This is a genomic window from Polynucleobacter sp. JS-Polo-80-F4, assembly GCF_018881965.1.
GTDB lineage: Bacteria > Pseudomonadota > Gammaproteobacteria > Burkholderiales > Burkholderiaceae > Polynucleobacter.
Map to the genome: position 1 here is coordinate 1,290,498 of NZ_JACVPI010000001.1, position 18,257 is coordinate 1,308,754.

The following is an 18,257-nucleotide window of genomic DNA, read 5'->3' on the forward strand; positions in this document are numbered from 1 at the left end:
TAAAAATGCAATTTAAAAAATCACTAGTAAGTATTTTGGGGGCAACGGTACTGGCAGCAGCAAGTGTTGGTAATGTCTACGCGCAAGCAAAGCCTGCATTAACTGAGATTAAAGTGAGCTATCAGCCTGCTTTGTATTGGGCACTTCCATTTTTTGTAGCAACAGAAAAAAACTGGTGGGGTGAATTAGGTCTTAAGCCAGAATTTAGCACTTTCCCCGCTGGAGTTCCGCAAATTGCAGCCTCTGCCTCCAAGTCATGGGATGTAGGTGGCACTGGATCTGTTCCTGCTGTATTGGGTTATGTCCGCTTTGGTATTAAGACTATCGGATTGAGTAATGATGAGTCAGCAGGCAATGCCTTGTTAGCCACTGGTAAAGCTGCAGAGGCATTCGCAGCCAATCCTCAGTCATTAAAAGGACAAACTATTGTATTGACTGGTAACTCCACTGGAGATTACGCGGTTCAATCTTGTCTCAAGAAATATGGTTTAGCTAAGACTGATGTTGTTATCAAGAATATGGGTCAGGGCGAAATTATTTCTGCCATGTCTTCCGGTAATGCAGATTTTGGCGGCCTGTGGGCGCCAAATATTTATACGCTCGAAGAGAAGGCTGGAGCAAAGGTCATTTGTAGCGGTAAAGATGGTGGTGCTTTTGTTCCTGGTGCCTTGATCGTACGTGCTGAATATGCAAAAGAAAATCCACAAAATGTGGCTAAGTTCTTAGCTGTGTATTTGCGTGCTTGGAAGTGGATGAATGCCAATAAGCCGCAAGCAATTGCGATGATGAAAAAGTTCTATGAGCAAGGTGGCGTAACTATTTCCGAAGCTTCTATGAAGAAAGAGTTTGATACCCGTCCTAACTATGACTTGGCAACTGAGTTGAAGATCATGGATAACTCTAAGGGTCCATCACAGGTAGACGGTTGGTTTAATTCTATTGCCGCCTTTATGCAATCAACTGGCGCCATCCAAGCTATACCGCCAGCAAATGAATACATCACTGATGAATTTATGAAGATGGTAAATGCAGATAAAAAGCTTCGCGAATTTGCAAACAACTCTAAGTAGTCGATAAAGTAATCTAAAAAATGGGGGCAACCTCATTTTTTAGATAGAGACTGTAAGCGCTTACAAAACTAAGGTTAGAAATATGTCTATAGATTATTTAAAAAAAGCAGCCAAGACGCCAGAGACTGAGACTTCTACAGCTCAGCAGGTAGTTACGGAGATGCTTGCTAATATTGAGAAAAATGGTGAATCAGCTGTTAAGGATTACGCATTAAAGCTGGATAAATGGTCTGGCGATATTGTGATGTCAGAGCAGGCTATGAACGCCATTTTAGTTGATGTGCCAGCTACAGTGAAGCGAGATATTGATTTTGCTGTAAAGCAAGTCTATGACTTTGCCATTGCTCAGAAAAATAGTATTCAAGATTTCTCTACCACCTTACATGCTGGGGTTACTGCTGGTCAAAAGGTGTTGCCAGTAAATGTGGTGGGTTGTTATGCGCCTTCTGGTAGATATGCTCACATTGCATCCGCTTATATGACGGTAGCTACAGCAAAAGCGGCGGGCGTTAAAAATATCATTGCATGCTCAAGTCCTTTTAGGGGCGGTGGTATTCATCCTTATGTACTTTATGCATTTAAGGCTGCCGGCGCTGATGTCATCATGACATTGGGTGGTGTTCAGGCGATTGCTTCGATGGCGTATGGATTATTTACCGGCAAACCTGCTGACGTAGTTGTGGGGCCGGGTAATAAGTTTGTGGCTGAAGCAAAGCGCTCTCTATTCGGAAAAGTCGGAATTGATGTATTTGCTGGACCATCTGAAATTGCAGTGATTGCAGATGAAACAGCGGATCCAAAAATTGTAGCGAGTGATCTAGTTGGCCAGGCTGAACATGGACACGAATCTCCTGCATGGTTATTTACTACCTCAGCCAAATTGGCTAATGAAGTAATGGCATTGGTTCCTCAGATGATTGATCTCTTGCCGCCAACAGCAAAAGATGCTGCTGCCTGCGCATGGCGTGATTATGGCGAGGTTATTGTGTGCGGCACCCGAGAAGAGCTGGCTAAGATTTCGGATCAGTATGCAAGCGAGCATCTTGAAGTCCATGCAAAAGACTTAGACTGGTGGTTAAGCAATCTCACATGCTATGGATCTTTATTCTTGGGTGAAGAAACTACCGTTGCCTTTGGAGATAAGACTAGTGGACCAAACCATGTTTTGCCTACGAAGGGTGCGGCAAGATATTCAGGTGGTTTATCTGTTCATAAGTTCATGAAAACACTGACTTGGCAGAAGATGACTCGTGAGGGAAGCAAAGAAATGGCGCTAGTAACAGCTCGAATTAGTCGTCTAGAGGGAATGGAAGCGCATGCGCGTACTGCAGATGATCGTTTAGAAAAATACTTTCCTAACGAGAGGTTTGATCTTGGAAGTCCCGTAGAAGTATGAGTCAAATAATCCGTCAACTATTTGATCTGCAGGGTAAAACAGCTCTCATTACCGGTGGTAGTAGTGGCTTAGGTGAGGGCATTGCCCTCGCTTTAGGTTTGGCTGGTGCTGAAGTCGCTATTGCCGCCCGTAGAGAAGCTCCTTTGAAGGAAGCTGCAGAGCGTCTTATTACTCATGGCATTAAGGCCTCCTCATTTACTGCTAACTTAAGCGACTTAGAGCAAGCAGAGGACTTGTCCAAGCGCGTCTTAAGTCGGATCGGAAAGGTCGATATCCTGGTTAACGCTGCAGGCATTAACTTGAGAGAGCCCTACGGAGAAGTATCTCCACAGAGCTGGCAAGAGCAATTAAATGTGCAGTTAGCTGCCCCATTTTTTATGACCCAAGCCCTGGCTCCACAAATGCAAGCCCGTAAATGGGGGCGCATCATTAATATTGCGTCTCTACAGAGCTATCGTGCTTTTGCTAATAGCGCACCCTATGGTGCAGCAAAGGGTGGGGTCGTTCAGTTAACGCGAGCTATTGCGCAGGAGTGGTCAAAGTTTGGTATTGCTTGTAATGCTATTGGTCCTGGGTTCTTTCCTACGGCATTAACAGCACCAGTCTTTAACAATCCTGAACTAGTCAAAATGCATGCAGAAAAAACAGCGATAGGTCGCAATGGTGAGATGGCGGATATCTATGGTTTAGCCATCTTCTTATCAAGCGATGCCTCTGCCTACATTACTGGACAAACCATCATGCTCGATGGCGGTTACACCGCAATATAAGGATCGTAATTATGAAAGCCTTGGTCTATACACAGCCAAATGAAATGCAGATCTTAGATCGCCCTTATCCTTCGATGGATGTTGAGGAGGTGGTGCTCAAGATTGAGTCAGTGGGTATTTGCGGTAGTGATATGCATGCATTTCATGGTCATGACCCAAGAAGAAAACCAGGTTTAGTTTTAGGGCATGAATTTGCTGGAACCATTGCCGACAGCAGATCTTCCCTTTTCACCAAAGGGCAGAGAGTCACGGGCAATCCATTGATTACTTGTGGTCACTGCGAATATTGTCTGCAGGGAAGAAATAATTTGTGCGCTAATCGCGCCATGGTAGGAATGACAAGACCGGGAGCATTTGCTGAATATATGAGTATTCCTGCGAGCTCACTAATTGCCATACCCGAAGGTCTTAGTCTGGATACTGCTGCATTGACTGAGCCAGCAGCTACTGCTGTTCATGCAATTAACTTATCAATGCGAGTACTTCAAAGACCCATTCAAGAAGCTCGTGTTTTGATATTGGGTGGTGGCGCTATAGGCATGCTTTCTGCGCTGCTCTTGAAGCATTACGGGGTTGATGATTTAACGGTTGCTGAAGTAAACCCATTGCGCAGAAAAGCTATTGAACAATATGTTGGCTGCAAAACACTCAATCCCATAGACGAAAAAATTACCGAGAATTCTGTTGAGTTTGTGATGGATTGCGTTGGTGCTGTGGTTACTCGTAACACTGCACTGACTGCAGTTAAGCCGGGTGGTGTGATGATGCATGTAGGCCTTCAGGATTGGGCTAGCGAAATTGACATGAGAAAGCTTACGCTTGCTGAAATCACCTTGCTTGGAACCTATACCTACTCCACAGTTGATCTTCAAGCCACCGTCAATTTGCTCGCTCGCAATGCCTTTGGCGATTTGTCATGGGTAGAAAAGCGGTCTTTAGATGATGGGCCCCAGGCTTTTGGTGACTTACATGCCGGAAAAACGGCCGCTGCAAAAGTTCTCCTGAAACCATTTTAAATAATCATGGGATACTCAGTATGCAATTTGTCTTTCATTCCACGCCTTCTATTTTTATAGAAAGAGGTGGCTCTGCCAGCCTTGCAAAAAAAATTTTGGAACGAGGTGGTAAATCAGTTTTAATTGTTACCGACCCCGGCGTTCTTTCTGCGGGTTTGCTAGATAAAGCCCTTTCCAAATTTAAAGAGTTAAAGCTCCCATTTCAGATTTTTTCCGATGTTGAAGCTGACCCTCCTGTTTCCGTAATTAATCAAGCGGTGAAGGTGGCGCAGGACTGTAAAGCTGATTTCATTGTGGGCTTTGGTGGCGGTAGTTCGATGGATGTAGCAAAGCTTGTTGCTTTGTTAAGTCCTGGTACTGAAATTCTCGCCGACATATATGGCATTGGAATGGCAAAAGGACCAAGATTGCCTTTGATCCTGGTGCCTACAACTGCTGGTACCGGTTCTGAGGTAACTCAAAGCTCTGTAGTGACTGTTAGTGAGAATGAAAAGAAGGGTGTTCTCTCGCCACATCTATTGCCAGATTTGGCGATATTGGATGCAGAGTTAACGCTTGGCTTGCCTGCTCACGTAACAGCTGCTACTGGAATAGATGCGATGGTTCATGCAATAGAGGCATATACCACTAAGCATTTAAAAAATCCCATGTCTGATTGCGTAGCTAAAGAGGCGCTGCGTTTGCTATCAGGCAATCTTCATATGGCCGTTAACTCTGGAAGCGATATTGTTGCGCGTGAAAACATGTTGCTCGGTGCGTGTCTTGGAGGTATGGCATTTACCAACGCGCCAGTAGCAGGAGTTCATGCATTAGCATATCCTATTGGGGCAAGATTTCATGTGCCTCATGGCTTGTCCAACTCCTTAATGTTGGCACCAGTAATTCGCTTTAATATTGAAGTTGCACATTCTATGTATGCAGAACTCGGACAGATTATTAAGCCAGGTCTCAAGGGTTCAACTATCGAGCAGGCAACTGGATTGGCCGAGTATCTGGGTGGACTTGCTGGGGAGCTCGGACTGCCACAGCATTTAGTCGAGGTCGGTATTACAGAAAATGACGTAGATCAGTTAGCCAGGGATGCCATGTTGCAAACCCGCCTCCTAACCAATAGTCCACGTGAGATCACGCTGAGTGATGCTGCTACTCTATATCGAGAGGCGCTATAGAGTTGATAAAAATTGCTGCTTAATGAGTTGAGTAACATTTTGCCGGCTGTGTTTCTTCCGCTCTAATAAGCCTACTTTTCTGTAGATTGTTTTGCCAGATAAATTGCTAATCGATAGTAGTCGATCATTTTCCCAGGCAATATTTGCAAGCTTTGGGACTATTGAGTAGCCAAGACCTTGTCGTACTAATTCAATAATCGCTTCAACAGAGTTGAGCTCCATTCCCTCTTGAATCGAGAGCTTATTAGCTTTAATGGTTTGATCTACAAGGTGGCCTGTCCAAGTATTTCTTTCAAATCGAATGAAGGGAGGCTTAAGTTCAAATTGCACTAAGCTTGCATTGCGTTTTGATGGAGATGCTGGCGTAATCAAGATCATCGGCTCTTTGTATAGCTCGGTCCATTGGACGTTTTGCGGTAATGCATATGGAGACTCTGTGACAATTGCTGCATCAAGACTGCCATCCAACACCTGATCAAGAAAATTACTTGATAAGCCTGCAATCAGTTTCACCTCTAGACTAGGAAAGTTTTGCTTTAATTCATTTAAAGTTTTTCCGAATGCGCCCATCAGGGTGGATACGAGTGCTCCTAAAACAATAGTGCCGCTGAGATCTGATTTCAGGTTTGAGCCAAGAGCTTCGTAACGAGCCACAATTTCTTGGATGGGCTCAATCAAAGATCTTCCGTGCGCATTTAGCGTAAGAGATCGCTTGGTCCGATCAAATAGCTCAAGGCCAATTTCTTTTTCTAGTTGTTGTAATTGCTGACCAGCGGCAGCAGCAGTAAGACCGATTTCCCTGGCTGCGGCCGCAACACTCTTATGGCGAGTGATTGAAAGGAAGTTTTTGAGGGTTTTGATGCTGGACATGGGTTTTATTATAAATAAAAACTTTATCTCAATGAAAAATTAATTCGATTTATATTTTACTATTCCTCAATATAATGGATGCATGTTAAATACTGATCTTAAAGTAAGGGTGTGGCGTGGCTCCCAAGAAGGTGAGTTTGTTGAATACCTCGTGCCACGCAACTCAAATCAAACTGTTTTGGATGTGGTTACCTATATTCAGCGGAAACTTGATCCAACCCTGAGCTATCGCTTTGCTTGTAGGGTGGGCATGTGTGGCTCCTGCGCTATGACTGTTAATGGAGTGGCTCGCTGGACTTGCCGTACGCACGTATCTCAAATTCTTCAGGGTGATTCATTAGAGATCGCCCCCTTGAATAACTTGCCCGTCATTAAAGATCTTGCAGCTGATATGCGAGAGTTTTTTAATAAGTGGAAAGGTGCAGTTGGATTCTTTAAAGGCAATCAAACCCGACATGATGATTTTGCTAAGGTCGAACCAAATTCTGTAGAGCGTCAGTTAGCTAATGCAGGAATTGAATGTATTGGCTGTGGTGTTTGTTATGCCTCTTGTGAGGTTGTAGAGTCTAGGCCAAATTATCTGGGTCCGGCTGCATTAAATCGCGCCTGGACACTAACGAATGATGTAAGGGACATTCAGCAAGTTGAGCGTATGCGTGTCGTAGCAGGCGATGCTGGCTGCCATGCATGCCATACACAAGGCTCTTGCACTGAGCGTTGTCCGAAGGCTATTGAGCCGACAGCAAGTATTGCCGGCCTGAAAAAGTTGGTGGCAAAGGCTGCTGTTCGCGGAAGTAGGTGGGGCAAGTTATGAATACAGGCGTTCTGCAGGCAAAGCTTTGGTATGCACAGAGAATTAGTGCCATGGTGCTTGGGCTTTGTGTAGCGATTCACTTGCTGATCATTTTTTACGCTATTAGAGGCGGCTTAAGTGCTCAAGAGATATTGGGCCGCACTCAAGGCAACGTACTATTTGCCATTTTTTATGAAGTGTTTGTTATTGCCTGTTTTATACATGCGCCAATCGGCGTTGCGAATATTTTGCAGGAGACTTTTCCCAGGAGTGGGTTAGCTAGGCCTTTATCCTGGATTCTGGCTTTGCTAATTTTGGCTATTGGCACTTCAGCAGTCATTGGGGTATTTACAGGTGGTCAGTTATGAGCTCTAGGCCAAAGTTAGATTACCGCGCTAAAAGCCACTTGTCTTATTTCGCATATGTATGCCATCGCTTTTCTGGTCTGTTATTGGCATGCTTTATTCCACTGCACTTTTTAATGCTCTCCCAATCCTTGCGAGGCGCACAGGGCTTTGAAAAATCGTTAGCTTTAACGGATTTTTGGGTATTTAAGTTTGGAGAGTGGGCTCTAGTGATTTTGCTAGCCGTTCATTTGGCTGGTGGAATACGTCTTCTAATGATTGAGTTCGGACCCTGGAAAGGTTTACGCAAGGGTTGGATACAACTCTCTATCTTGTTCGCTATCGCTTGCGGGCTCTTATTTTTATATTTTGCTAATTGATTAGGCTGATATGCAATTACAAATGAATTTAGTGGAAGAGGCTTGTAAAGAGCTCTACATTCGCGCTCTGAAGGTTTTGCCTGACGATATTAAGGCCGGCATTAATAGATTGGATAAGGCTGAGACAGATTCGCGCGCTCAAGTGGTCTTAAAGACTATGATTACTAATATCACTGTAGCAGAGCGGGAAGACAATCTTCTTTGTCAAGATACTGGTCTACCAATCTACAACGTGAAGATTGGTAGTAATGTGCAATTTGATGGCATGGCTTTAAAGGCAGCAATTCGCAAGGGCTGTGAACGTGCTACTAAAGAGTATCCACTGAGATCCTCGGTGGTACATCCGATTACCCGTAAAAATAATCACACCTCTTGTGGCATTGATATGCCAGCCATTCATATTGATTTTTTTGATGAAGCGGAATCAGTTGAAATTGAAATGGTGCCAAAAGGAAGTGGCTCAGAGAACAATTCCTTTTTAAAGATGGCGATCCCTGCGGATGGTATTAATGGCGTCAAAGCATTTGTGATTGAGAGCGTTGTCTCTGCTGGTGGTAAGACTTGCCCGCCAACGATTGTAGGTGTTGGTATTGGCGGTACATCAGATCAATGCGTTGCTATGGCAAAACGAGCGGCAACCCGAGAGTTAGGAAGTGTATGTAGCGATGAAGAGGGTGCCAAGCTAGAGAGGGAACTTGGCGCTGCTGTAAACCAACTCGGAATTGGTCCTCAAGGGCTCGGCGGTGACGGAACTGCTTTTGCAGTGCAAGTTGAGCTAGCTCACACTCACATTACTTTGAATCCTGTTGCGGTCAATATGCAATGTCACTCAGCTCGTAGAGCACGCGCAACTTTTACGCTTACTGGCATAACCTACGGATTCTAGGAGGACGACTGATGGCACATTACAACCTAGCAACACCCGTAAGCGAAGAAGACATTCGAAAGCTTCGCATAAACGATACCGTAACTTTGCAAAAAACCTTGTTTGGTATTCGGGATGCTACGCAAATTCATATGTTTGATCATGATCGTAAAACGCGTTTTGATTTGAATGGCCACGCAGTTATTCATACAGCGCCAAATGTTCGTAAGGTGCCTATCAGTGACAAGTTTCCTGCGGGTTATGAACCTATTTGTATTGGCACGACTACATCTGATCGTATGGAGCGCTTTACTCGCCCTTTGATGACTCAAAACGGTGTGCGCATGATTGTTGGTAAGGGTGGTATGCGCGAGGGTTCTGCTGAGGCATTTAAGGAGCTGGGAGGTGTTTACTTGGCCATCATTGGCGGTACTGCAGCTCTAGAAACAACCTGGATTGAGCAGATTGAAGATGTAGATATGGATGACCTAAACCCAGAGTCACTGTGGCGTTTCAGGATCAAGGATTTTGGCCCATTACTTGTTGCGATGGATAGCCATGGCGGGAGTATCTATCAAGAAGTGAAGAGTGACGTTGCCAGCAAAAAAGAGGCAGTCCTAAAAAGTCTTGGAATTACTTCATGAATACGATCCCAGCAATAGATACCGATATTTTGATTCTGGGATCAGGAGGCGCAGGTCTCTTTGCAGCCCTGCACGCACATCAGGCGAATCCTAATTTAAATATCACGATTGCAGTTAAAGGATTGTTAGGAAAGTGTGGCTGTACCCGGATGGTGCAGGGCGGTTACAACGTGGCTTTGGCAGAAGGTGATTCTGTTGAGCGCCATTTCATGGATACGATTGAAGGTGGTAAATGGCTCTCTGATCAAGATCTAGCCTGGACGCTAGTTAGTAAGGCAGTTGAGCGTATTCACGAGCTAGAAAATGAATTGGGTTGCTTTTTTGACCGCAATCCAGATGGCACGGTTCATCAAAAAGCATTTGCTGGTCAAACATTTGACCGCACAGTTCACAAAGGCGACTTAACAGGTATTGAGATTATCAATCGTCTCGCTGAGCAAGTTTGGTCTCGCGGAATTAATCGTCTTGAAGAGCATCGCGCAATTGAGTTGATTCATAGTCAAGATGGCAAATCGCTTGCAGGTGTATTGATGCTTGATATGCAGACGGGTAAGTTTGTATTGGTGCGCGCTAAGGCTGTATTGCTGGCAACTGGCGGTGGTCCAACCATGTATAAGTACCACACACCGTCTGGCGATAAGAGTTGCGATGGTTTAGCCATGGCATTACGTGCCGGCCTAACATTGCGTGATATGGAAATGGTCCAGTTTCATCCTACCGGTTTATTGGCGGGGCCTGGCACTCGTATGACAGGTACAGTGCTAGAAGAGGGTTTGCGTGGCGCTGGTGGGTATTTATTGAATGGGAATCGTGAGCGCTTTATGGGCAATTACGATCCACGTAATGAGCGTGCTACCAGAGATATTGTGTCACGATCGATTAATTCGGAAATTCGCGCTGGGCGCGCTACGCCGAATGGCGGCGTTTATATTCAAATGAGCCATTTAGGCCCAGAGAATGTGCGTAAACAATTTAAAGGTATGGTTGAGCGTTGTGCAGATAGTGGCTTTGACCTTGCTAATGATTTAGTGGAGGTTGTACCAACTGCACATTACATGATGGGTGGTTTAGTCTTTAAGAAAGATTGCAGCACCGATCTTCCGGGGCTATTTGCGGCAGGTGAGGACACGGGTGGCGTACATGGCGCCAATCGCTTGGGTGGTAATGGCGTTGCCAATTCAACAGTATTTGGTGGAATTGCAGGGGAGGCAATGGCTAAGTGGGTTTCTTCTCAGAAGCTAGGCGACTGCAATATGGATGAGGTCGCAGCAAGCATTGAGGCGCATGAGGCGCCATTGAACAAAGTAGCCGGTGATATTGAAGCAATCCGCGACGCACTTGCCGAATGCATGTGGGATGACGTGGGTATTTCAAGAACAAAGGATTGTCTGTTACGTGCACGTCAAACTTTAAAGCAATTAGCTGACCAATTAAATCAAATAGGTGTGGGTGATATTCAGCGGGAATATAGCAATACTTGGCAAGATTGGATGAATTTACAAAACCTGATTTTGGTGAGTCAAGCCGTTACTGAGGCAGCTATAGCGAGGGAGAATTCTAGAGGCGCTCATTATCGGGATGACTTCCCAGAGCCGGGATCGCTAGAGGATTCTTATTTCACTGCAGTCAATTTCAAACGCCAAGAATTAAAGATTGAAAATCGTCCAGTTCAATTTACGATGATTAAGCCTGGTCAAACTATTTTAGTTGAGGCTTAATATTTTTGATCTGATTGACCCCATCCAGTTTGGAATGGCGATGCTGGTAATTTTTGTCGCCTATTTCATTTTTGGCATCTCAGGATTTGGGTCATCAATCATTTCTGTACCATTGCTGGTCCAGATGTACCCATTAAAAACTGTAGTGCCGATGATGGTCATCATTGATATCTGCGCCTCTCTATATGTCGGCAGAAAATCTTCTCAAGATGCCAATCTCAAGGAGCTCAAATGGCTCTTCCCATTTAGCCTGATTGGCATGATTCTAGGAATTTATTTGCTAGTGAAGGCGCCAAGTGAACCACTTCTAATTATCTTAGGCTCCTTTGCTGCGCTTAATGGTGCTCGAGTCCTTTGGCAGAGAAATTCAGAAATACTGGAGCCAATTAATAAATGGTGGGCTGCGCCGTTTGGATTTTTTGGTGGCACCTTTACAGCATTATTTGCCACGGGTGGACCAATCTATGTGTCTTATCTAGGATTGCGGATTAATGACCCTAAGGCATTGCGTGCCACGATGGCGTTTGCAATATTGATGCTGACTTTTTTGCGCCTGACTTTGATGCTGGTTACCGGCTTGATTCTGAGTTGGCCGGTTATTGGCTTGGCAATTTGTCTCATGCCGGCAACCTTCCTTGGGATTTGGTTAGGCACTCATGTTCACACCAAATTGAGTAATGCTGCCATGAGGGTGGCTTATGGATCAATTTTGATCTTTGCTGGAACGATGTTGTTGATTCGTCAGCTCTAAAACAAAAAGAGCGAAGATTTCTTCGCTTTTTTTTGATGATAAAAGTTATTTTTTACTGGGGGCTAATATTTCTGCCCTTAATCACCTTCTCCCAAACAACAGTCTCTGCTTTTACTTGAGTTTCAAAATCTTTCTGATTATTGACTACTGCAGTGAGTCCGTTTAAGTCTAAGCTAGTACGTAATGCTTCTGAATTCACTGCTTTAACGGTAGCTGCATAAATTTTATCGGTGATCGCTCTAGGAGTGTTTGCTGGTGCAATCAGTCCAAACCAGCCGGTAGATTCAAATCCAGGTATGCCTGACTCAGCAACGGTGGGAACTTCAGGCAATTGTTTTGAGCGCTTTAAGCTAGTGACTGCTAGTGGCTTAATTTGACCGGCCTTCGCAAAACCTGTCGCCGCTGTCAGGTTGCCCACCATGAAGTCAATCTGACCCGCCACTAGGTCGTTGAGAGCTGCCGACTCCCCTTTGTAGGGCACATGAGTTGCTGGGATATTCGCTGAGTAGGTTAAGTTTTCAGCGGCCATATGAACCTGGCTTCCGATGCCAGCCGAACCAAAGTTAAGATCTTTCGTTTTGGCATAGGCAATAAATTCAGCAAAATTTTTGACCGGTAATTTGGTGTTTACAGACACCAACATCGGACCACTAGCTACGTTTGTAATATATACAAAGTCCTTGGCATAGTTAACTGGCAATTTCTTATAGAGCGATGGGTTTACGGTGAGCATGCTCCCAGAAGCCAGCATGATGGTGTAGCCATCTGCAGGGGATTGCGCCACATACTCAGCGGCGATGTTGCCACCAGCACCAGGCTTATTTTCAACAATAACATTTTGACCAAGATCTTTGGTCAGTTGCTGAGCTAGTAGGCGCCCGAGTATATCGGTAGTGCCGCCGGCAGCAAAGGGAATGATAAGTTTGATAGGTTTTGTTGGCCAGTTTTGTGCATTGGCCAAAGGTGAGGCTAGTAGTGCTAGTGAGCCTGCAATCAATAGAAATTTTTTCCCCAGCTTGCTGATATGTTGCTTAAACATGCTTACTATCTCCGATGGTAATTTGATCTCAATATCTTATCTGCATATGCATCTAAAAAATCGTGCGATCTCTATTTATTAGTTATAAGCTTATGTATTACTAGTGTCTCCTCCAACCATTGTTTTATGCAATCGAATTCATAATCGCACTACACAGTAATTGGGGTCTTGCAAGATATCTAAATCATCTATATGATTTAGATATGTCATCTATTTTGATCTCTGAGTTCATTACAAGTCAAGCCCTAGAAACCCTGCGTTCTAAGCATGCAGTGGTTTACGAGCCAGAGCTTTATAAAGATCGTCCAGCCCTTATTGCTGCACTGCAAAATATCAAAGGGTTAATTGTTCGCAACCTTACCCAGGTAAATGAAGAGATTTTGGCTGGGGCGCCACACTTGAAGGTAGTGGGTCGACTCGGTGTCGGTCTTGAGAATATTGAATTACCTGCTTGTGCCAAACGCAATATCAAAGTTATTCCTGCGACAGGTGCTAATGCTGAGTCTGTCGCTGAGTACGTTGTAGGTGCTGCGGTTGCATTAACCAGGGGGTTCATTCCTGCGACGATTTCAACTTTGAAGGGCGAGTGGCCTCGCCCACGTTTCTCTAGTTACCATGAGTTTTTGGGTAAGACTATTGGGATCGTTGGTTTTGGAAGTATTGGCAGAGTGGTGGCTAAAAAAGCACATGCATTTGGCTTGCAGTGCCTTGCTTATGACCCAATGCTATCTGGGGAATCTGTTGAGCTTGATGGGTTCATAGTGCCTTTGCTGTCTTTAAAAGAGCTGCTTGCAAAAAGTGATGCGGTCACTTTGCACCTTCCATTTCTGCCAGAAACAAAGAACTTATTTAATGCTTCTACTCTCGATCAAATGAAGTCCGGTGCATGCCTGGTTAATACTGCGCGTGGCGGCATTGTTGATGAGAAGGCGCTGGCAGAACGCTTGCGCTCTGGGCGTCTAGGTGGCGCAGCTATTGATGTTTTTCAGAGTGAGCCGGCTAAAGATCTAAGTCACTTTGCTGGAATTGAGAATCTTATTCTCACTCCGCACATTGCCGGCGTGACCCATGAAAGTAATGAGCGCGTTAGTCAAATGATTGCTGATGAAGTTAATCGGTTTTTGGGAGTGTAAGATGAATTTATCCTATCAAGAGATGGTTGAGTTGGCTTCATCAGGATTGCGGGCGGCAGGTATTGGAGAGAAGGCAGCCTATGAGACTGCGCAATTTTTAGCACTGGCTGAACTTGATGGACTAGCTTCTCATGGGCTGGCGCGTGTTTCTCAATATGCTGGGCATGCTAAAAATGGCCGAATTGAGTTATCGCCAAAAGTGAAGGTGCGACCATTTAAAGCATCTGCTGCATTAGTGGATGCATGTGATGGTCTTGCATTTCCGGCGCTACGATTTGCTACTGACTTATCTGTGAACTTAGCCTCTAAGACTGGAGTAGGTCTTGTTGCCGTTACAAATAGCCATCATTTTGGGGTAGCTGGACACTTTGCTGAAGCAGCAGCGCGTGGTGGTTATATCTCTTTACTGTTTGGCAATACGCCAGCTGCTATGCCTATGGTTGGTGGTAGTAAAGCGCTATTTGGCACGAACCCCTTAGCCGCAGCATTTCCGGTTGCTAAGCGTGACCCGTTAGTAATTGATATGTCGCTCTCGGCAGTAGCTCGTGGAAAATTGTTAGTTGCCGCCAAAAAGGGTGAATCTATTCCAGAAGGTTGGGCATTAACAGCTGAAGGCAAACCAACGACCGACCCAAATGAAGGACTCAAGGGATTGATGGTTCCTTTGGGTGGCGATAAGGGTGCCTTGCTTGCTCTCATTATTGAGTTGCTGGTAGTTGGTTTGTCAGGAAGTCGATTCTCTTATGAGGCAGATTCATTTTTTGACGCCAAAGGCAATCGTCCGCGTATCGGTCAGCTGTTGCTAACAATTGACCCGGGCTTAGCGGGTAGTCAGGTATTTGCAAATAAGATGCAAGAGCTTTTAAAAACTATGGCATCTGATTCGGGGACCCGTGTTCCGGGACAAAGACGTTTTAAGCAGCGTGCATCAGGCTTTAAAGACGGTGTGAATGTTTCTGATGTAGTTGTAGAAGAAATTCGGGCTGGCATCCGCCAGTCATGGAGTTAGCAGTCAATCAATGGGATTAATGAGGAGAAGATAATGATCCATTTTGTCGTGCATGAGCCAGGAGATGGCGTAGGTGTAGTGGTTGTTGAGGGTGTAAAAGCTGGAGACGATTTGATTGGTTGGGTGATGGACGGAGACTTAACGCTCAATATGAAATCTGAGAGCGACATTCCAATCGGCCACAAAATTTCATTAAATGAATTTAATCCAGGTGATACGGTGATGAAGTATGGCGTGGACATCGGTAAGGTTGTAGCTCCTATTAAAAAAGGCGAACACCTTCATGTCCAAAACGTAAAAACTAAGCGCTGGTAATCCAGACTCTTATTCACCAATTCATTTAGAAAGAAAACAAGATGATTAATTTGAAAGACACGAGCTTCATGGGTTACCGCCGTGAAAATGGCCGCATGGGAATTCGTAATCACGTATTAATTTTGCCTTTAGATGATTTGTCCAATGCAGCTTGCGAGGCTGTGGCAAACAATATCAAAGGAACTCAGGCTATTCCTCACTCATATGGTCGCTTACAGTTTGGCGCCGACTTGGATCTACACTTCCGTACCTTGATTGGTACGGGTTCTAATCCAAATGTAGCTGCTGTAGTGGTGATTGGCATCGAGCCACAGTGGACAAAAATTGTAGTTGATGGCATTAAAGCTTCCGGCAAGCCAGTTGAAGGTTTCTGGATTGAAGGTAATGGCGATACAGCTACGATTGCTTCTGCTAGCAAAGCTGCATACCAAATGATGAAGCATGCCTCTAAGCAAAAACGGGTTAAAGCACCTTTATCTGAGTTATGGGTGTCTACAAAGTGCGGTGAATCCGATACAACATCTGGATGCGGTGCTAACCCAACAGTTGGTGATGCATTTGACAAGCTCTATGGCATTGGTTCTACTTTAGTTTTCGGTGAGACTACAGAGTTAACTGGTGGTGAGCATTTAGTTGAAGCCCGTTGCCGCACTCCAGAAGTGAAGAAAAAGTTCCGCGAAATGTTTGATCGCTATCAGGATGTTATTGAGCGTCATAAGACAAGCGACTTATCTGACTCACAGCCAACCAAAGGCAATATTGCTGGTGGTTTGACTACGATTGAAGAAAAAGCCTTAGGCAACATTCAGAAAATTGGTAAGAAATGTATCGTTGATAGCGTCTTGGATAAGGGCGAAGAGCCTAAGATCCCTGGTTTGCACTTTATGGATTCCTCATCAGCTGCTGCTGAGATGGTGACCTTATGTGCTGCTGCTGGATTTGCTGCACACTTCTTCCCAACAGGCCAGGGTAACGTGATTGGCAATGCAATTCTTCCTGTGATTAAGATTTGCGCTAATCCAAAAACAGTTCGTACGATGGGCGAGCACATTGACGTTGATGTCTCAGGACTTTTACGTCGTGAAGAGAATATGGATGATGCTGGTAATAAGTTATTAGAGTGCCTTGTGCGTACTGCTGATGGCGAATTAACTGCCTCTGAGATTCTCGGGCACCGTGAATTCGTATTAACTCGTTTATACGAATCAGCATAAGTCTTAAAGTATGAAGTCCCTGGCCGCTTATCAAGAGGTAAAGCAAAAGATCACCGAGGATCTGGTCAGGGGTCGATACCCCATGGGGCAGGCATTGCCTGCTGAAAAGGATCTATCAAAAGAATTGGATGTATCTATAGGAACCCTGCGCAAAGCGGTGGATGAGTTGGTTGCTGAAGGTATCGTGGTTCGTCGCCAAGGCAGGGGCACCTATGTTGCTGAGCATGATCTCAAACGTTTGTTGTATTACTTTTTCCATGTTGTAAAACATGATGCAGATAAAAAAACCAATCCAAGAGTTGAGCTAGTTTCATTAACAAGTGCCGTTGCAACCAAAGAAGAGGCTAGCAAGCTTCAAATCAAAGAAGGTGCAGCGGTATGGCGTCTAGTCAATTGCCTTTATCTCGAGGATAAATGTGTGATGATTGACCAGATTACGTTAGATAAGAAGCGCTTTCAGAAGCTCACGCGAGCCGATTACATCAATCGTGAGGGAAGTATCTATCAGTTGTATCAAATGAAATATGGTCAGACTGTCGTTCGGAGTAGCGAACGCTTAAGAGCGGGGCTTGTAAGCAAGCAACATGCTGAGTGGCTTGGCTTGAAGCCAGACTCACCGGTTTTGATTATCAGAAGGATTGCGCTCGGGATTCAGGATGAGCCATTGGAGTGGCGTGTTTCCACGCTCAATACCGAACACCATGAATACTTTAGTGAATTAGTGGTCTAGGATTTATGTACAACATTAGTAAGCGAAATTTACCTGGGCTATTAGTTTGCTTGGTAATTGCCATGTCAACCAGCTTTCTTTCTGAAAATTATGGTGGACCACAACTTTTATATGCATTGTTATTGGGCCTATCACTCCATTTTCTTTATCTTAATGAGGCTGTAAAACCAGGCATAGACTTTTGCGCAAAGACAGTTCTTCGCCTCGGGGTTGCGTTTTTGGGTATTCGAATCACCTTTGCAGATATTGGTGCAATTGGTCTGAACACTGGGTTTATGGTAATTGTGGCCGTTGCTTCAACGGTTTTGCTGGGCTTTGTGTTAGCAAAACTTTTAAAGTTATCCCCAGACTTTGGATTGATTGCTGGTGGATCGGTTGGTATATGCGGCGCCTCTGCTGCTCTCGCTGTTGCCTCAGTGTTACCAAAGTCAAAAGAAAATGAGCAATTTACCTTGCTGGTTGTCGTTGGTGTTACTGTGCTTTCGACGATTGCAATGGTGACATATCCTTTTGCATTACAGATGCTGAGTATTGACTCTCTTTCAGCAGGGATTTTTATCGGTGCCACTATTCATGATGTGGCTCAAGTGGTTGCTGCTGGCATGCTTTTTGGCCCAGAGGCGGGTGATGTTGCTACTGTAGTCAAGTTATTTAGGGTAGCCCTTTTACTCCCCGTTGTATTGGTAATCTCCATTTTCTTTGGCGCGCAAAAAAATACCAATAAATTGGGATGGGCTAGCCTGCGATTGATTCCAACCTTTTTACTGGGCTTTGTGGCACTTTCTATTGTGGCCTCTATGCAAATTTTGCCAACGTCTATTACTCACCAAATTGGCGGATTGTCTCGCTGGATGTTGGTGATCGCTATTGCGGCAGCGGGATTAAAAACGAATTTCCAGGAGCTGGCTAAACTAGGTTGGCAACCGGTGCTAATGTTAGTGGTTGAAACTCTATTTATTGCTATTTTTGGGCTCGTATTTATTTTGTACGCATCCTAGACTGAAATGAAATAGCATCTTTTTTGTGCATTA

At 44.8% G+C, this 18,257-nt stretch carries 20 protein-coding genes; 18 read left to right on the forward strand and 2 right to left on the reverse strand.

The features are described from left to right. Nucleotides 1-5: 5 nt before the first annotated feature. The 5 genes from ICN20_RS06680 (at nt 6) to ICN20_RS06700 (ending at nt 5,421) form a co-directional block, all read left to right on the forward strand. Complete coding sequence (locus tag ICN20_RS06680) at nt 6-1,070, forward strand: ABC transporter substrate-binding protein (RefSeq protein WP_216238984.1); 1,065 nt, start codon at nt 6-8, stop codon at nt 1,068-1,070. Nucleotides 1,071-1,152: 82 nt separating this feature from the next. After that, a complete protein-coding gene (gene hisD, locus ICN20_RS06685) occupies nt 1,153-2,466 on the forward strand; it encodes a histidinol dehydrogenase (protein ID WP_216238986.1) in 1,314 nt (437 codons plus the stop codon). After that, complete coding sequence (locus ICN20_RS06690) at nt 2,463-3,236, forward strand: SDR family NAD(P)-dependent oxidoreductase (RefSeq protein WP_216238987.1); 774 nt, start codon at nt 2,463-2,465, stop codon at nt 3,234-3,236. The genes hisD and ICN20_RS06690 overlap by 4 nt, the downstream gene beginning before the upstream one ends. Before the next feature lie 11 nt (nt 3,237-3,247). Beyond that, the gene (locus tag ICN20_RS06695; RefSeq protein WP_216238988.1) at nt 3,248-4,252 is read left to right on the forward strand and encodes a galactitol-1-phosphate 5-dehydrogenase; all 1,005 of its coding nucleotides are present in this window, start codon (nt 3,248-3,250) and stop codon (nt 4,250-4,252) included. A 20-nt stretch (nt 4,253-4,272) separates the two neighbouring features. Further along, nucleotides 4,273-5,421 (forward strand): iron-containing alcohol dehydrogenase, encoded by a 1,149-nt coding sequence (locus tag ICN20_RS06700; protein ID WP_216238989.1) that lies wholly within the window; start codon nt 4,273-4,275, stop codon nt 5,419-5,421. Here the strand turns inward: ICN20_RS06700 and ICN20_RS06705 are convergent. Continuing rightward, nucleotides 5,416-6,291 carry a LysR family transcriptional regulator gene (locus ICN20_RS06705; protein ID WP_216238990.1) on the reverse strand — a complete coding sequence of 292 codons (876 nt, stop codon included), beginning with the start codon at nt 6,289-6,291 and terminating at the stop codon, nt 5,416-5,418. The genes ICN20_RS06700 and ICN20_RS06705 overlap by 6 nt on opposite strands. Before the next feature lie 82 nt (nt 6,292-6,373). Here ICN20_RS06705 and ICN20_RS06710 point away from each other — a divergent pair, with 82 nt between their 5' ends. From ICN20_RS06710 to ICN20_RS06740, 7 genes are read left to right on the forward strand one after another with little or no spacing between them, the layout of a single operon-like run. After that, nucleotides 6,374-7,105, forward strand: coding sequence for a succinate dehydrogenase/fumarate reductase iron-sulfur subunit (locus ICN20_RS06710; protein WP_216238995.1), 732 nt, complete (start codon nt 6,374-6,376; stop codon nt 7,103-7,105). Continuing rightward, the gene (locus ICN20_RS06715; protein ID WP_216238996.1) at nt 7,102-7,452 is read left to right on the forward strand and encodes a succinate dehydrogenase; all 351 of its coding nucleotides are present in this window, start codon (nt 7,102-7,104) and stop codon (nt 7,450-7,452) included. The genes ICN20_RS06710 and ICN20_RS06715 overlap by 4 nt, the downstream gene beginning before the upstream one ends. After that, nucleotides 7,449-7,808: a succinate dehydrogenase, cytochrome b556 subunit gene (gene sdhC, locus ICN20_RS06720; RefSeq protein ID WP_215283922.1), complete on the forward strand. Its 360-nt coding sequence runs from the start codon at nt 7,449-7,451 to the stop codon at nt 7,806-7,808. The genes ICN20_RS06715 and sdhC overlap by 4 nt, the downstream gene beginning before the upstream one ends. A 10-nt stretch (nt 7,809-7,818) precedes the next feature. Continuing rightward, nucleotides 7,819-8,694, forward strand: a complete 876-nt coding sequence (locus ICN20_RS06725) for a fumarate hydratase (protein ID WP_216238998.1) — start codon at nt 7,819-7,821, stop codon at nt 8,692-8,694. Between the two features lie 11 nt (nt 8,695-8,705). Further along, nucleotides 8,706-9,317, forward strand: a complete 612-nt coding sequence (locus tag ICN20_RS06730) for a fumarate hydratase C-terminal domain-containing protein (RefSeq protein WP_216238999.1) — start codon at nt 8,706-8,708, stop codon at nt 9,315-9,317. Next, a complete protein-coding gene (locus tag ICN20_RS06735) occupies nt 9,314-11,035 on the forward strand; it encodes an L-aspartate oxidase (protein WP_216239000.1) in 1,722 nt (573 codons plus the stop codon). Before ICN20_RS06730 ends, ICN20_RS06735 begins: the two co-directional genes overlap by 4 nt. Nucleotides 11,036-11,075: 40 nt before the next feature. Further along, nucleotides 11,076-11,786 (forward strand): sulfite exporter TauE/SafE family protein, encoded by a 711-nt coding sequence (locus tag ICN20_RS06740; RefSeq protein WP_216239001.1) that lies wholly within the window; start codon nt 11,076-11,078, stop codon nt 11,784-11,786. A gap of 52 nt (nt 11,787-11,838) precedes the next feature. Here the strand turns inward: ICN20_RS06740 and ICN20_RS06745 are convergent, their stop codons facing one another. Next, nucleotides 11,839-12,825, reverse strand: coding sequence for a tripartite tricarboxylate transporter substrate binding protein (locus ICN20_RS06745; protein WP_216239002.1), 987 nt, complete (start codon nt 12,823-12,825; stop codon nt 11,839-11,841). Between the two features lie 203 nt (nt 12,826-13,028). Between ICN20_RS06745 and ICN20_RS06750 the strand changes: the two genes are divergently transcribed. From ICN20_RS06750 to ICN20_RS06775, 6 genes are read left to right on the forward strand one after another with little or no spacing between them, the layout of a single operon-like run. After that, entirely contained in the window at nt 13,029-13,958 is a 930-nt protein-coding gene (locus ICN20_RS06750) for a hydroxyacid dehydrogenase (RefSeq protein WP_216239003.1), read from the forward strand. A 1-nt stretch (nt 13,959) separates the two neighbouring features. Beyond that, nucleotides 13,960-14,967 carry an Ldh family oxidoreductase gene (locus ICN20_RS06755; protein WP_216239004.1) on the forward strand — a complete coding sequence of 336 codons (1,008 nt, stop codon included), beginning with the start codon at nt 13,960-13,962 and terminating at the stop codon, nt 14,965-14,967. Between the two features lie 33 nt (nt 14,968-15,000). Continuing rightward, nucleotides 15,001-15,282, forward strand: coding sequence for a flagellar biosynthesis protein FlgA (locus ICN20_RS06760; RefSeq protein ID WP_216860194.1), 282 nt, complete (start codon nt 15,001-15,003; stop codon nt 15,280-15,282). A gap of 41 nt (nt 15,283-15,323) precedes the next feature. After that, entirely contained in the window at nt 15,324-16,496 is a 1,173-nt protein-coding gene (locus tag ICN20_RS06765; protein ID WP_216860195.1) for a UxaA family hydrolase, read from the forward strand. A gap of 10 nt (nt 16,497-16,506) precedes the next feature. Next, the gene (locus tag ICN20_RS06770) at nt 16,507-17,226 is read left to right on the forward strand and encodes a GntR family transcriptional regulator (protein ID WP_216239006.1); all 720 of its coding nucleotides are present in this window, start codon (nt 16,507-16,509) and stop codon (nt 17,224-17,226) included. Nucleotides 17,227-17,231: 5 nt separating this feature from the next. Then, on the forward strand, nt 17,232-18,224 hold the full coding sequence (locus ICN20_RS06775; RefSeq protein ID WP_216239008.1) for a YeiH family protein: 993 nt from the start codon (nt 17,232-17,234) through the stop codon (nt 18,222-18,224). Nucleotides 18,225-18,257 lie beyond the last annotated feature (33 nt).